A 14892-nucleotide genomic window follows, 5' to 3' on the forward strand; every position below is an offset into this window, starting at 1 on the left:
AGGAAGCTTGATATGGAATCCTATGCACTGCTCATAGGCGCCACGCTGAGTGCGGGCACCGTCCTGGCCATCGCGGCGCTGGGCCTGTTGATCAACGAGAAGGCCGGCATCGTCAACCTCGGCGCCGAGGGCATGATGCTGTGCGCCGCCATCGCCGGTTTCGCCACCGTGGTACACACCGGCAACAGCTGGCTGGGCTTCGCGGCCGGCATGGCCGCCGGGGCCTTGCTGGCCGCCATTTTCGGCGTGCTGGTGATCTGGCTCAACACCAACCAGTACGCCACGGGCCTGGCGCTGAGCCTGTTCGGGGTGGGCTTCTCGGCCTTCCTGGGCATCAGCTACGTGCAGGCCAAGCTGCCCGAGATGCCCAAGTACGCCATCCCCGGCCTGTCCGAGGTGCCGTTGCTCGGACCCGCGCTGTTCCAGCAGCACCCGGTGGTCTACCTCACCATGCTGCTGGTGGCAGCCCTCATCTGGTTCCTGTACCGCTCGCGCGCGGGCCTGGTGCTGCGCTCGGTGGGCGAGTCGCCCGAGTCGGCCCATGCGCTGGGCTACCCGGTGCGCCGCATCCGCCTGGCGGCCGTGGTGGCCGGCGGCGCGCTGTGCGGCCTGTCGGGGGCCTACATCTCCACGGTCTACACCCCCCTGTGGGTGGAGGGCATGGTGGCGGGCCGCGGCTGGATCGCGCTGGCGCTGACCACCTTCGCCACCTGGCGGCCCGCGCGCGTGCTGCTCGGGGCCTACCTGTTCGGCGGCGTGACCATGCTGCAGTTCCATCTGCAGGCCACGGGCGTGCAGGTGGCAAGCCAGTTGCTGAGCATGCTGCCCTACGTGGCCACCATCGTGGTGCTGGCCCTGATATCGCGCAACCCGGCGTGGATCCGCATCAACATGCCCGCCTCGCTGGGCAAACCTTTCTACCCGGGTTCGTGAATACGGGCGCATGCCTTCCCGTGGGGCACGTGCTCGGCTTGGATCTTGCATCCTGCCGGGCGCTGGAGCCTTTCGGGCCGCACCTCCCCCAAAAACCTTTGGTTACCGCCCGGTAGATCACCCCATAATCGCTGTTTTCGTTCCCCCGCTGTTGCAACACTTTCTTTCTTCTCTTCAAAAGGAACCGACATGACTGATCTGCAGAAACGCTCCCTGCTCAAGGTGGCTGCGCTCTCCGCTGTAGCCGCTGCCGCACTGGTGGGCTGTGGCAAGAAGGAAGAGCCAGCCGCTGCGGCGCCTGCGCCCGCCCCGGCGCCCGTGGCCTCTGCGCCCGCGCCCAAGCCCGAGCCACTGAAGATCGCGTTCGCCTATGTCGGCCCCGTCGGTGACGGCGGCTGGTCGTTTGCCCATGACAATGGCCGTAAGGCCATCGAGAAGGAATTCGGCGACAAGGTAGTGACCAGCTTCGTCGAGAGCGTGCCCGAATCGGCCGATGCCGAGCGCGTGCTGCGCGACCTGGCCGGCCAGGGCAACAAGCTGATCTTCGGCACCACCTTCGGCTACATGGAGTCGATCCAGAAGATCGCCCCCGACTTCAAGGACGTGAAGTTCGAGCACGCCACCGGCTACAAGACCGCCGACAACGTGCGCACCTATGACAGCCGCACCTACGAAGGCGCCTACATGGCCGGCGTGATCGCCGGCGCCATGACCAAGACCAACACCCTCGGTGTGGTGGGCTCGGTGCCGATCCCTGAAGTGATCCGCAACATCAACAGCTTCACGCTGGGTGCGCAGTCGGTCAACCCCAAGATCAAGACCAAGGTGGTCTGGGTCAACGAATGGTTCAGCCCACCCAAGGAAACCGAAGCCGCCACCTCGCTGATCAACGGCGGCGCCGACGTGCTGTTCCAGAACACCGACTCGCCCGCCGTGCTCAAGACTGCCCAGGAAAAGGGCAAGCGCGCCTTCGGCTGGGACAGCGACATGACCGCCTACGGCCCCAAGGCCCACCTGGCATCGGCCGTGATCAACTGGGGCCCGTACTACATCAAGGCCACCAAGGACGCGCTGGAAGGCAAGTGGGCCACGGGCCAGAGCTGGTGGGGCGTGAAGGAAGGCGCGATCGACATCGTTTCCATCGCCGAAGACGTGCCTGCCGACACCAAGACCAAGGTCGAAGCCATCAAGAAGGGCCTGGCCGACGGCAGCTTCCAGATCTGGAAGGGCCCCATCGTGGGCCAGGACGGCAAGGAAGTGGTCGCCAAGGACGCCGTCGCTGACGACAAGTTCCTGAGCGGCGTGAACTTCTACGTCAAGGGCGTGGAAGGAAAGATCCCCGGCGGCGACAAGAAGTAAGCAGCACCGCCACCAGGCCCTGGCGGCCTGGTCCAGGAAAGGGAACGTGCGCGGCACGTTCCCTTTTTCGTTGGGGCCGTACAGAATGTCCACAGGGCTGCACGCCGAGCCCTTGAAAAACAAAAAGCATTCCCATGATCGAAACCACCCTATGGCACCCCGTGGCCCTGTCGCACGCCGTGGCCCTGTCGCACGCCGTGGAGCAGGCGCCCTTGGCTGTGCAGCTGCTGCAGCATGCCCTCGTGCTCTGGCGCGATGGCCAGGGGCGGGTGCAGGCCTTCACGGACCGCTGTCCGCACCGGGGTGCGCGCCTGTCCCTGGGCCGGGTGCAGGGTGGCCGCATCGAGTGCCCCTACCATGGCTGGCAGTTCGCGGCTGGCGGGCAGTGCGTGCACGTACCGGCGCTGCCGCAGTTCACCCCGCCGGCCACGCACTGCGCCCGGCACCATGGCGTGGTCGAAGCCAACGGCCTGGTGTGGGTGCAGCTCGAAGCGGGCGATGCCGTGCCGCCCGCCTTCGAGGCCGAGGGCGATGCCCGCCTGCGCAAGCTCAACTGCGGCCCCTACGACGTGGCCACCAGCGCCCCGCGCATCGTCGAGAACTTTCTGGACATGGCGCACTTTGGCTTCGTGCACGACGGCTGGCTGGGCACGCGCGAGGCCACGGCCATCGACGACTACCGCGTCGAGCCCACGCCCACGGGCCTGCGCGCCACGGGCTGCAAGGCCTGGCAGCCCCAGTCCAACCTGCACTCGACGGCGCCAGCCCAGGTGGAGTACACCTACGAGGTCACGGGCCCCTACACGGCCGTGCTGACCAAGGTGCCCGAGGCCGGTACCACCGCAGTGGCCGGCTGGCGCGAGTCCATCGCGCTGTTCGTGTGCCCGCTCACGCCCGAGACCAGCCGCGTGTGGTTCCGCCTGGCCGTGGCCGATTTCGAATCGCCCGACGAGAAGCTGCAGGCCTTCCAGCACACCATCTTCACCCAGGACCAGCCGGTGCTGGAGTCCCAGACACCGCAACGCCTGCCGCTGGACCTGCGTGCAGAGTTGCATACCGCCGCCGACAAGGCATCATCCGCCTACCGCCGCTACCTGCGCGCGAGCGGCATCACCTTTGGAGTTTGCTGATGTTCAAGGTTCCCCCCATCCCCGCCGCGCGCATCCCCGAGCTGCTGCGCGCCATGCCCAAGGCCGAGCTGCACATCCACATCGAGGGCTCGCTGGAGCCCGAGCTGATCTTCGCGCTGGCGCAGCGCAATGGCCTGTCGCTCCCCTACGCCGATGTGGAGGCACTGCGCAGCGCCTATGCCTTCACCAACCTGCAGAGCTTTCTGGACATCTACTACGCGGGCGCCAGCGTGCTGCTGCATGAGCAGGATTTTTACGACATGGCGCGCGCCTACCTGGTGCGTGCCGCGGCCGACAACGTGCTGCACACCGAGTTGTTCTTCGACCCGCAGACCCACACCGAGCGCGGCGTGGCGATGGAGACCGTGATCAACGGCCTGCACCGCGCCTGCGTGGATGCGCGCGCCGATCTTGGCATCAGCGCCACGCTGATCCTGTGCTTCCTGCGCCACCTGAGCGAGGAGTCGGCCTTCGAGACGCTGGAGCAGGCGCAGCCGTTTCTGGACAAGATCGTCGGCGTGGGCCTGGACAGCAGCGAGGTGGGCAACCCGCCCGAGAAGTTCGCGCGCGTGTTCGCCCGCTGCCGCGAGCTGGGCCTGCACCTGGTGGCCCACGCCGGCGAGGAGGGCCCGCCGGCCTACATCTGGAGTGCGCTCGACGTGCTCAAGGTCGAGCGCATCGACCACGGCGTGCAGGCCGTCCACGACGCCGCGCTGATGCAGCGCCTGGCCCAGGACCGCACCGCGCTCACGGTGTGCCCGCTGTCCAACCAGAAGCTGTGCGTCTTCCCCAACCTGGCCGACCACAACCTGGCGAAGCTGCTCGATGCCGGCCTGGCCGCCACGGTCAACTCGGACGACCCGGCCTACTTCGGCGGCTACATCAACGACAACTTCACCCAGGTGTTCGCTGCCACCGGCATGACGGTGCGCCACGCCTACCAGTTGGCGTTCAACAGCTTCGAAGCCAGTTTTGCGGGCAACGCCGACAAGCGCGTGTGGGAGCACAAGCTCAAGGAGCGCTTCGAACGCTTCATGGAACACGACTACTGATCCAGGAATGGCAGGGGTACCCAAGGCAGCGCAGGGCGCATTTTCTGTGCACTGTTTGTGTGCAGAACAACAACGCTGCTGTTGGGTCTGGCGCATCAGTTGCACATGGATTTCGGGTAAACCCTAGAATTACAGGTTTTTGTAAGCATTTGTTGGTCCCCTCCGGGGTCGGCAACTGCCCAGAATGCGGCCTTTGGGAGACCGCATCTCTTTTGTGCCTACCCCTGCGCCTTTCCATAACGGAGTCTCTCCATGTTTCTCAATCAGTTGTCCATCGGCAAGCGCCTCGCGCTGGTGCTTGGGGCGATCCTCGCGCTGTTCCTGCTCAGCTCCATCGTGGCCGTCGTCCGTCTGGGCCAGCTTGGCACCGAGATCGACACCATGGTCAACGACAACATCAAGACCGAGCGTGCCGGGGCCGACTGGCTGCGCCACACCACCTCGGGTGTGCAGCGTGCCGCCGCCATCGCCAAGAGCAGCGATGCTGCGCTGATCCCCTACTTCGCGCCGGCCACGGCCACCTCCATCCGTGAGACCAACGAGCTTCAGAAGATCATCGAGGCGCAGATGGACACAGCCGAGGAAAAGCAGCTCTTCACCAAAGTGGGCGAGCTGCGCAAGAGCTACCTGGCCGCGCGTGAAGAGGTGAGCAAGTTCAAGCAGGCCGGCGATGCGGAGAACGCCAACAAGGTGTTCACCGAGCGCTTCGAGCCCACCTCGCGCGACTACCTGGCCGGCGTGCAGCAGATGGTGGACGCGCAACGCGCCCAACTGGATGCCGCAGGCAAGCGCGCCGAGGGACTGCGCGCGCAGACCACCCTGCTGCTGCAGGTGTGCACCGCCATCTCGCTGCTGCTCGGCGCCTTGCTGGCCTGGCTGCTGGCCATCAGCATCACTCGCCCCTTGCGCCAGGCCGAAGCCATAGCCGAATCCATCGCCGGCATGGACCTGACCGGTGCACCCCAGGCCGGCTACGCCAATGACGAGACCGGCCACCTGCTGCGCGCGCTGGACGCCATGCGCAGTGCGCTGAACGGCTCGCTGCAGCAGGTGCGTGGCGTGGTGGACAGCATCTCCACCGCCAGCTCACAGATCGCCATTGGCAACCAGGACCTGAGCGCGCGCACCGAGCAGACGGCCGCCAACCTGGAGGAGACGGCCAGCTCCATGGAAGAGCTCACCAGCACCGTGCGCCAGAGCGCCGACTCGGCCGTGCAGGCCAACCAGATGGCCGCCTCGGCTGCCCAGGTGGCGCAGCGCGGCGGCGAGGTCGTGGCCCAGGTGGTGAGCACCATGGACGCGATCAACGCCAGCAGCAAGAAGATCGCCGACATCATCGGCACCATCGACGGCATCGCCTTCCAGACCAACATCCTGGCGCTCAACGCCGCCGTGGAAGCCGCCCGGGCCGGCGAGCAGGGCCGTGGCTTTGCCGTGGTGGCCAGCGAAGTGCGCAGCCTCGCCCAGCGCAGTGCCGAAGCGGCCAAGGAGATCAAGACCCTGATCGGCCAGTCGGTCGAGAAGGTGGAGTCGGGCGCTGCGCTGGTGCAGAACGCCGGCAGCACCATGGGCGAGATCGTGAGCTCCGTGCGCCGCGTGACCGACATCATCGGCGAGATCAGCGCCGCCGCATCGGAGCAGAGCCAGGGCATCAGCCAGGTGAACGTGGCCGTCAGCCAGCTCGACCAGATGACGCAGCAGAACGCGGCGCTGGTGGAGGAATCCACCGCCGCCGCCGAGAGCCTCAAGGACCAGGCCGCGCGCCTGGCCGAGGTGGTGGGCGCCTTCCGCCTGGGTGCGCCATCGGGCGCGCTGCGACTGCGCTGAGAAAGCGCCGCGCCAGCGCCGGCGCGGCCCGCTGGCTACAATACCGCCCTTGCAAAGGCTGCTGTCCCGGCAGCCTTTTGCTTTTTCTGTCATCGGGACCATGTAGAGGACTACCATGTACAAAAACCTCGCCACCGCATTGCGTGCGGTCTGTGTGAGTGCGCTTTTCAGCGCCGTTTCCATCTCCCCCGCCTTTTCTCAATCCCCTGGCCAGCCAGCGGCCGCAGCGCCCAAAACCGAGCCGATCAAGGCCGGCTTCGTCTATGTCTCGCCCATCACCGCAGCAGGCTGGACGAAGCAGCACGACGATGGCCGCAAGGCGGTGGAGGCCGCGCTGGGCAACCAGGTCAAGACCACTTTCGTCGAGAACGTGGCCGAGGGGGCCGACGCTGAGCGCGTGATCCGCGACCTGGCGGCCACGGGCCACCAGATCATCTTCACGCCCAGCTTCGGCTACATGGAGCCCACGCTCAAGGTCGCGCAGGACTATCCGAACGTGAAGTTCGAGTCCATCACCGGCTACAAGACCGCTGCCAACGTGGCGGTGGCCAATGCGCGCTACTACGAGGGCCGCTACCTGGCCGGCATCGCGGCGGGCCGCATGAGCAAGACCGGCGTGGCCGGCTATGTGGCGGGCTTTCCCATTCCCGAGGTGCTACAGGGCATCAATGCCTTCACGCTCGGCATGCGCTCGGTGAACCCCAAGGCCACGGTCAAGGTGGTCTGGCTCAACGTCTGGTTCGACCCGCCCAAGGAGCGCGACGCAGCCATGGTGCTGTTCAACCAGGATGTGGACGTGATCGCCTTCCACACCGGCTCCACCGCCGTGATGGCCGCCGCGCAGGAGCGCGGCAAGATGGCCGTGGCCTACCATTCCGACATGCGCGGCGCGGGGCCCGACGCGCAGATCATCGCCGTCACCCACCAGTGGGGCCGGTACTACACCGAGCGCGTGCGCGCCGTGCAGGCCGGCACCTGGAAGAGCGGCACCGTCTGGGGTGGCGTGCGCGAGGGCATGATCCGCGTGGGCGACTTCGGCCCCAAGGTGCCTGCCGCCGTGCAGCAGGAGGTGCTGGCCGCGCAGAAGGCCGTGGGCGCGGGGACCCTGCACCCTTTCCGTGCCGGCAAGGCACCGGTGCGCGACAACGAGGGCCACGAGGTGATCGCCGCCGGCCAGGTGCTCGGCGATGCGCAGATCCTCAAGATGAACTGGCTGGTCGAAGGCGTGCAGGGCAAGCTGGCCCACTGAACCCGCCTTGCCCGAGGGCGCATATCCACTATAGGCGGCAGCATATGCAACGGCCCCCCTCTGCCGCTAAGCTTGCGCCCATGCGTGTCTACCGTTCTGCCCTTTTGCGTTTTGCCGACGATGGCTCGGCCCTGTACGACGAGGATGGCCTGCTGGCCATTGCCCCCGATGGGGAGGGCCGCCAGCGTGTCGTGGCTGCCGGCCCCTGGCAGGCCCTGGCGTCCGCCTACGGGCAGGGCGCGGTCGAGCACCTGCCGGGCCGCATCATCGCGCCGGGCTTCGTGGACATGCACATCCACTTCCCCCAGACCGACGTGATCGGCGCGCCGGCCGATGGGCTGCTGCCCTGGCTGGAGAACTACACCTTTCCGCACGAGTCGCGCTTCATCGACCCGGCCTATGGCGCGCAGGTCGCAGGCTTCTTCGTCGAAGAGCTGCTGCGCAACGGCGTGACCACCGCCCTGACCTTCGCCACTTCGCACCCCGCCAGCGTGGACGCACTGTTCACCAAGGCGCAGCGCCAGCAACTGCGCCTGATCACCGGCAAGGTGCTGCAGGACCGCCACTCGCCCGACGGCGTGCGCGACCTGACGGAGCAAAGCCTGATCGACACCGAGGCGCTGATCCGGCGCTGGCATGGTGTGGACCGGCTGGGCTATGCCATCACGCCGCGCTTTGCGCCCACCAGCACGCACGAGCAGCTCCAGGGCGCGGGCGAGCTGGCGGCGCGTCACCCCGACGTGTGGATCCAGTCGCACGTGGCCGAGAACCTCGATGAGGTGCGCTGGGCGCGCGAGCTGTTCCCCGCATCGCGCAGCTACCTTGCGGTGTACGGCGACTACGGGCTGATGCGCGAGCGCGCAGTGTATGCCCACTGCATCCATTTCGACGACGACGACCGGGCGCTGATGCGCGACACCGGCACGGTGGCCGCCGTCAGCCCCACCAGCAACCTGTTCCTGGGCAGCGGCTTCTTCGACTATGCAGGCGCCGACCGCGTCGGCTTTGGCTACGGCCTGGCCAGCGATGTGGGCGGGGGCACCAGCTTCAGCCCGTTTCGCACCATGCTGGCCGCCTACTACGTGGGCCGCGAAGGGCAGACCAAGCCCGGCCTGAGCCTGTCGCCCCAGCAGCTGTGGTGGCAGCACACCGCAGGCGCTGCGGCAGCGCTGGGCCTGGCTGGCGTGGTGGGCAACCTGCAGCCGGGCTGCGAGGGTGACTTCGTGGTCATCAACCCCGCCGCCACCCCGCTGCTGGCGCGCAAGACGGCCCATGCGAACAATCTGGACGAGCTGCTGTTCGCGATGATCGTGCTGGGCGATGACCGGCTGGTCGAGCGCACGGTGATCAGCCAGTCGTTGCCGGATGTGCAGGCTGCAGGTACCTGATCGGCGGCCCGGCGTCTGGGACCATGTTGCATAACCTGCCTTGCACCGCTTCCTTTCTTTTTGTACTGGCGGCGGGCCTGCAGGCCAGCGGAGCTGCCTGGGCCCAGTTGGCGAGCGACAGCACCGCTGCACAGCGGGCGCAGGAAGCCTGCCGCTCCGAGGTGTCGAAGTTCGAGGAGGCCATCGGTTTCATTCGCCGCTCACAGGGCAACCAGGCGGCAGCGGACCTCAAGGAGAAGCTGCTGCCCGCCAGGCTGGAGAGTGAAATCCTCTTCAAGGAAGGCTACTGCGGCCTGGCGCGCCACATCCGCGAGAAAAAGCTGGGGTGAAGTGCCCGGCGCGCCGGGCAGTGGGGGTGTGCTTCCTGGAAGGAAGCATGCAAAAAAGCCGTGTCCACAGGGTGACGTGCAGGGCCCGCAAGGGCGTCCTGCCTAGAATACGGCGCAGGAGTTAACCCAATGAGCATCAAAAGCGACAAATGGATCCGCCGCATGGCGGCCGAGCACGGCATGATCGAACCCTTCGCGCCCGGCCAGGTGCGCGAGGCCGAAGGCCGCAAGATCATCAGCTATGGCACCAGCAGCTATGGCTACGACATCCGCTGCGCGCCCGAATTCAAGGTGTTCACCAACATCCACAGCACGGTGGTGGACCCGAAGAACTTCGACGAGAAGAGCTTTGTCGATTTCCACGGCGACAGCTGCATCATCCCGCCCAACAGCTTTGCGCTGGCGCGCACCATGGAGTACTTTCGCATCCCGCGCAACGTGCTCACCATCTGCCTGGGCAAGAGCACCTATGCGCGCTGCGGCATCATTGTCAATGTCACGCCGTTCGAGCCCGAGTGGGAAGGCTATGTGACGCTGGAGTTCTCCAACACCACGCCGCTGCCCGCACGCATCTACGCGGGCGAAGGCTGTGCGCAGGTGCTGTTCTTCGAGAGCGATCCAGACGACGTCTGCGAAGTCTCCTACAAGGACCGGGGCGGCAAGTACCAGGGCCAAGTGGGCGTGACCTTGCCCAAGGCCTGATCGCCTGCAAGGTCGGGCGTACCGCCCGGTGGTCCCGTCCTACAGGGGTAGGGCACTTCGGCTGAAGTGCAAGCGTTGGTAAGTTCCATAGCATGGATGCATGCCTGCGGATGTTCGCAGGGTCCGTGTGAAGGAGTCCAACATGATTGACTTTGTTGAACCGTCCGCACCCCGCGCTACGGCGGGTGTTGACCTGCCCAGCCTGCCCGATCTTCCGAAAGCCCGCCATGCCGACCTGGGTGAGGCCGATATCCATTACTGGCCTTGTGAGGTGCTGGATGCGTTCATCCTGCACATGGCCAAGCGTGGCCACTGCGTGAACACGGCCATGATGCTGGGCCACCCGCCCTATGCGCAGGAGCAGTTGAACATCGCACGCCAGCACCATGACGGCGAACTCGATGGGCTTGCCGACCGGCTGGGGGGCTATTTCAGCGCCTGCCCGGCCTCGGGCTCCACGCACACCCTGTTGCGTCCCTGGCCCTTGGCTTCGTAAAGCGCCGCGTCGCTGCGGCGCAGCATCTCGTGGGCATTGTCGGGCCCCTCGCGCAGGCTGGATATGCCAGCGCTCACCGTGATCCGCCCCACCAGAGGATCTTCCTGCGCCGCCATGCCGTCCACGATCGACTGGGCGATCGCGCGTGCGCCTTCCACGGCGGTGTCGGGCAGTACCACGGCAAACTCCTCGCCACCGAGCCGCGCAATCACGTCCGACGCGCGCAGGCGCTGCTGCAGCGTCTGTGCCAGCCGGCGCAGCACCTCGTCGCCTGCGTCGTGCCCGAAGCTGTCGTTCACGCGCTTGAAATGGTCCACATCGACGCTGACCAGGCTCAGGGGCCGGCCGCTGCGGCGCGCCAGCGCCAGCGCAAACTCCATCTTGCTGTCGAAGCCCCGGCGGTTGAGCAGGCCGGTGAGTGCGTCGGTGCGCGCCTGCAGGTCCAGCGCGCGGTTGGCGGCTTCCAGCTCCAGGGTGCGCAGGCGCACCTGGTCCTCCATGGCTTCGTGCGCCGCCATGAGGCGCTGCGTCATGCTGCTGAGCGCGGCGGACAGCTGGTGCACGTCACGGTTGTGGGTGACCAGGGGAATGGTGGCGCCGGGCTTGCCCGATTCCACGAGGCTGGCGGCATCGGCCAGGGCGTAGAGGTCTTCGCTCAGGCGGCGGGCCGCGATCCAGGCGATGGCTGCGGCCAGCACCGCCGCCAGCAGGCCGATTGCCAGGGCCATGTGCACCGCGCGGTCGGCGTCGGCAAACGCGATTTCCACCGGTTCCCGGGCCACGATGTGCCAGCCCAGGTCGCTTGCCGCGTTGCGCGCTTCCATGCGCACACTGGCGGTAAGGTAGTTCTTGCCATCGGCCCAGGGCACCACGGTCGCAGACAGGGCGCCTGATTCCCGCGTGGCCACGGTCAGCGGCACGGGCAGATGCTGGCCGCCGGCTTCGAGCTGGCTGCGGTATTCCTGGGGCGAGAAAATGAGTTTGCCGGCGCGGTCAAAGACGAACAGGTCCACCGAGGCACCCTGGATACCGACGGGGGCCAGGCTTTCAAGTACCTCGCGGGTCCACTCCCAACTGCCGTGCATTCCCAGCACACCCAAGGTGGCCCGCCCCGCGTGGATGGGGGCAGCGAAGTCCACGAAGCGGTAGGGCTCGCCCGAGGCGTTGGGCGGCAGCAACTGCTCCAGCAGCTTGGCCGGGTGCACGTCGCCCACGTGCAGCTCCTGCAGGCCGGCGATGAACCAGGGGCGCTCGCGCACGCTCTGGCCTTCCAGAAGTCCCTTCGTGGCGGCCCTTACCACGCCCTGGGCGTCTGCCACGCCGATCCACAGGCTGTAAGGGTCGATGGCCTGGGTGCGCGCCAGCAGTTGGTGCACTTCGGGCGAATCGAGCCCCTTTTGCCATATGCCGGGTGCATCGGCCAGTACCTGCACGGCCCGGCTGCGCTCCAGTAACCCGTTGGCAAGCTGGCGGCTGGCGTTATCGGCCACGGTGCGCAAGGCATGGCCGGCATTGCTTTGCACGCGTCGCTTGAGCAGTTCGCCGAAACCCAGGGACAGCAGCACGGCCAGCCCGATCACCAGCAGCGCAAACACCAATGAGATCTGCGTGCGCAGGCTCTGGCCGCGAAAACGGGTGGGGGGGCTCATGGGCTGCCGCTCCCCGACTGGGAATGTGCTCCTGATCCCGTGTTTGCGCCGATGTCCGAACGCGCGGTGCGGGTGGCGCGCAGCACCAGGCGGGCAGCCGCCAGGTCCCAGCCGGCCCAGCCGCAGCTCTTGAACACCACGGGCCCGGTGCGGGGGCGCGCGCCTTGCCGCACCATGTCCTGCAGTGTAGGCAGGCGCGCCACGTCCAGCCCGGCCTGCAGCAGGTCGCCGGCCTCGTGCCCGGCATCGGCCGTGTCCACCACCACCGTGCCATGCTGCGCCATCCATCGGCACAGCCCGGGCGACAGCTCTGCCATGGTGGGAGTGTAGGCGCCGACCGCCGCGATGAAGGCATCGGGCCGGGGCTGGGCGCTCAGGACCACGGCCGTGCCCAGGGTGCATGCGGCCACCAGTGGGCAGTGGGCCATGGCCGCGTCGGCGTCCTGCACCACCCGGGCCTTTGCGCCCAGGGCGCGGGCCGCCTGCGCCAGGGCCTCGGCACTGGCCGCGCTGCGCGATGCCACCCAGACCTCGCGCACACCCAGCACTTCCACAAAGGCCTGCACATGGGCCAGGCCTTGCACGCCGGCACCCACCACCAGCAGCGGGCCCTGCGGCACCGGCGCCAGGCGCTGCGCCGCCAGCAGCGAGACGGCGGCCGTGCGGCGCGCCGTGACGGTGGGGCCGTCCAGCACCACGCGGCGCTGGCCGGTGGCTACGTCGAACACCACCACATCGCCCTGGATGGTGGGCTGGCCGCGCGCCGCATTGCCGGGGGTGAGGGTGATCAGCTTGGCCATGGCGACCGTGCGGTCGCTGGCCGGCATCACGAACAGGCTGGCGCCGCCTGCCAGCGCCAGCACGCTGCGGGGCGGCACCTGGATGCCGTCGTCCACCAGCAGGGCGGCTATTTCATCGGCCAGCGCTGTCCAGTCCAGCAGGTCGGCGGTGGCCTGGGGCCCCAGGGTGGCGGAGGGTTCAGAAAGCGGGGCGGGGCGCATACCGGGACTGTACACAGCATGCGGGGCCGGTGGCACAGGGCGTACCCGGCGGTCAGTGGGTGGCGCCCGCGCCGAGGACGATGTCTTGCCGGGCGAGGACGGCCGCCCACAGCGCGGCATGCAGGCCGCGCACCATGTCACGCAGCGCCAGATGGGGCGTGCCCTGTCCCGGTAGCCAGGGCACATGCACGAAGCCACCGCGCATGCCGGCCACGCCTTCGCGCGCCAGGTGGTGCATCAGCCCGTAGAGCACATGGTTGCAGACGAAGGTGCCGGCCGTCTGCGATACCTCGCAGGGCACGCCGGTCTGCTGCACCGCGCGCAGCATGGCCTTGACGGGCAGGCTGGCAAAGTAGGCGGCCGGGCCACCGGGGGCCACGGCCGCGTCGATGGGCTGCGCGCCCTGGTTGTCGGGGATGCGCGCATCGTCCACATTGATGCCGATGCGCTCGATCGACAGGGCCGCCCGTCCGCCCGCCTGCCCCAGGCATACGGTGAGCGCCGGCTGCAGCTGCCGGTGCAGTGCCGTCAGCCGCTGCAGCGCCAGCCCGAACACGGTGGGCAGTTGCGCGGCCACCACGGTGTGCCCGCCGATGCGCTGGCCCTGCAGTGCCTGTGCCAGCAGCCAGCTGGGGTTGATGGCATCCCCACCGAAGGGATCGAATCCCGTCAGCAGGATGACGGGGTTGCTTGCGCCGTGGGGGTTGTGGGGGTGGTGCAGCATGGGGTGGGGCGCTCACGTACGAGAAACAGACTGCATGGTAGCGCGCTGCTCTCCTACTTGTGCTGGCTCCCGAGGAGGGCGCGCCGCGCGTAACATGCTGTCCATGCCTCCGTCCGGTGGGGGCGCTGGAGAACAACGATGAAATGGGAAGGCAATCGCGAGTCCGACAACGTAGAGGACCGCCGGGACGAGGGCGGTGGCGGTGGGGGCGGCTCGCCCATCTTTGGCGGGCGCAGCATCGGCATCGGCACCATCGTCATCGCCCTGGTGGGCGGCTGGGTGCTGGGCATCAACCCGCTGACCATCCTGGGCCTGCTCAGCGGCGGTGGTCCGCCCGCGCAGGTGCAGCAGCAACAGCAGGGCCCGGCGCACCGCCCCCCGGCCGACGACACCATGGCGCGCTTCGTCTCCACCGTGCTGGCCGATACCGAGGACGTTTGGCAGGGCGTGTTCCGCCAGGGCGGCGGCACCTACCAGGAGCCCCGGCTGGTGCTGTTCCGCGGCTCCACGCCCACAGCCTGCGGCGCGGGCCAGGCGGCGATGGGGCCGTTCTACTGTCCGGCCGACCAGAAGGTGTACATCGATCTGGGTTTTTACGAGACCCTCAAGAACCGCCTGGGCGCGCCCGGCGATTTCGCGCAGGCCTACGTGATCGCGCACGAGGTCGGCCACCACGTGCAGAACCTGCTGGGCATCAGCGGCAAGATGGACCAGATGCGCGGCCGCGTGAGCAAGACCGAGTACAACGCCATGTCCGTGCGGCTGGAGCTGCAGGCCGACTGCTTTGCCGGCGTGTGGGCGCACCACGCGCAGGCTGCCCGCAAGATCCTGGAGCAGGGCGATGTGGAAGAGGCCATGAACGCGGCCGCCAAGATCGGCGACGACGCCCTGCAAGGTGCCGGCGGTGGCCGGGTGGTGCCTGAGAGCTTCACCCACGGCAGCAGCGCGCAGCGCCAGCGCTGGTTCAACGCCGGACTGCAGAACGGCAGCGTCAAGGGTTGCGACACCTTTGCCGCCCGCAATCTGTGATGGACATCGCTGCACAGGTCTGCG

Annotated in this window: 14 protein-coding genes; 11 read left to right on the forward strand and 3 right to left on the reverse strand. The window is 67.7% G+C overall.

Annotation, left to right across the window (positions count from 1 at the left end):
* Positions 1 to 12: 12 nt before the first annotated feature.
* The 10 genes from ACSQ3Y_RS08490 (at position 13) to ACSQ3Y_RS08535 (ending at position 10465) form a co-directional block, all read left to right on the forward strand.
* Complete coding sequence (locus ACSQ3Y_RS08490; protein WP_179683822.1) at positions 13 to 933, forward strand: ABC transporter permease; 921 nt, start codon at positions 13 to 15, stop codon at positions 931 to 933.
* Positions 934 to 1122: 189 nt separating this feature from the next.
* A complete protein-coding gene (locus tag ACSQ3Y_RS08495; RefSeq protein WP_305742767.1) occupies positions 1123 to 2292 on the forward strand; it encodes a BMP family ABC transporter substrate-binding protein in 1170 nt (389 codons plus the stop codon).
* A gap of 134 nt (positions 2293 to 2426) precedes the next feature.
* Positions 2427 to 3422, forward strand: coding sequence for an aromatic ring-hydroxylating dioxygenase subunit alpha (locus ACSQ3Y_RS08500; RefSeq protein ID WP_436176981.1), 996 nt, complete (start codon positions 2427 to 2429; stop codon positions 3420 to 3422).
* Entirely contained in the window at positions 3422 to 4474 is a 1053-nt protein-coding gene (locus ACSQ3Y_RS08505; RefSeq protein ID WP_436176982.1) for an adenosine deaminase, read from the forward strand. Before ACSQ3Y_RS08500 ends, ACSQ3Y_RS08505 begins: the two co-directional genes overlap by 1 nt.
* A 252-nt stretch (positions 4475 to 4726) precedes the next feature.
* Positions 4727 to 6301, forward strand: coding sequence for a methyl-accepting chemotaxis protein (locus ACSQ3Y_RS08510; protein ID WP_057201409.1), 1575 nt, complete (start codon positions 4727 to 4729; stop codon positions 6299 to 6301).
* A 115-nt stretch (positions 6302 to 6416) separates the two neighbouring features.
* Positions 6417 to 7550, forward strand: a complete 1134-nt coding sequence (locus ACSQ3Y_RS08515; RefSeq protein ID WP_057264791.1) for a BMP family ABC transporter substrate-binding protein — start codon at positions 6417 to 6419, stop codon at positions 7548 to 7550.
* A gap of 80 nt (positions 7551 to 7630) precedes the next feature.
* Entirely contained in the window at positions 7631 to 8938 is a 1308-nt protein-coding gene (gene guaD, locus ACSQ3Y_RS08520; protein WP_436176983.1) for a guanine deaminase, read from the forward strand.
* Between the two features lie 23 nt (positions 8939 to 8961).
* Positions 8962 to 9267 carry a hypothetical protein gene (locus ACSQ3Y_RS08525; protein WP_428002227.1) on the forward strand — a complete coding sequence of 102 codons (306 nt, stop codon included), beginning with the start codon at positions 8962 to 8964 and terminating at the stop codon, positions 9265 to 9267.
* Between the two features lie 129 nt (positions 9268 to 9396).
* Entirely contained in the window at positions 9397 to 9969 is a 573-nt protein-coding gene (dcd, locus tag ACSQ3Y_RS08530) for a dCTP deaminase (RefSeq protein ID WP_057201405.1), read from the forward strand.
* A gap of 142 nt (positions 9970 to 10111) precedes the next feature.
* Positions 10112 to 10465, forward strand: coding sequence for a hypothetical protein (locus tag ACSQ3Y_RS08535; protein ID WP_057201404.1), 354 nt, complete (start codon positions 10112 to 10114; stop codon positions 10463 to 10465).
* Here the strand turns inward: ACSQ3Y_RS08535 and ACSQ3Y_RS08540 are convergent.
* Genes ACSQ3Y_RS08540 through pcp form a run of 3 tightly spaced genes read right to left on the reverse strand, consistent with a single transcriptional unit; the run spans position 10396 to position 13839 of the window.
* Positions 10396 to 12114, reverse strand: coding sequence for a diguanylate cyclase (locus tag ACSQ3Y_RS08540; protein WP_436176984.1), 1719 nt, complete (start codon positions 12112 to 12114; stop codon positions 10396 to 10398). The two genes, ACSQ3Y_RS08535 and ACSQ3Y_RS08540, sit on opposite strands and share 70 nt — an antisense overlap.
* The gene (locus tag ACSQ3Y_RS08545; protein ID WP_436176985.1) at positions 12111 to 13115 is read right to left on the reverse strand and encodes a delta(1)-pyrroline-2-carboxylate reductase family protein; all 1005 of its coding nucleotides are present in this window, start codon (positions 13113 to 13115) and stop codon (positions 12111 to 12113) included. The genes ACSQ3Y_RS08540 and ACSQ3Y_RS08545 overlap by 4 nt, the downstream gene beginning before the upstream one ends.
* A gap of 52 nt (positions 13116 to 13167) precedes the next feature.
* Positions 13168 to 13839: a pyroglutamyl-peptidase I gene (gene pcp, locus ACSQ3Y_RS08550; protein ID WP_428002223.1), complete on the reverse strand. Its 672-nt coding sequence runs from the start codon at positions 13837 to 13839 to the stop codon at positions 13168 to 13170.
* 138 nt (positions 13840 to 13977) lie between these two features.
* Here pcp and ypfJ point away from each other — a divergent pair, with 138 nt between their 5' ends.
* Positions 13978 to 14868 (forward strand): KPN_02809 family neutral zinc metallopeptidase, encoded by an 891-nt coding sequence (gene ypfJ, locus ACSQ3Y_RS08555; RefSeq protein WP_057264778.1) that lies wholly within the window; start codon positions 13978 to 13980, stop codon positions 14866 to 14868.
* The last annotated feature ends 24 nt before the right edge of the window (positions 14869 to 14892 follow it).

It is taken from the genome of Acidovorax sp. LjRoot66, assembly GCF_964253305.1.
GTDB lineage: Bacteria > Pseudomonadota > Gammaproteobacteria > Burkholderiales > Burkholderiaceae_C > Acidovorax.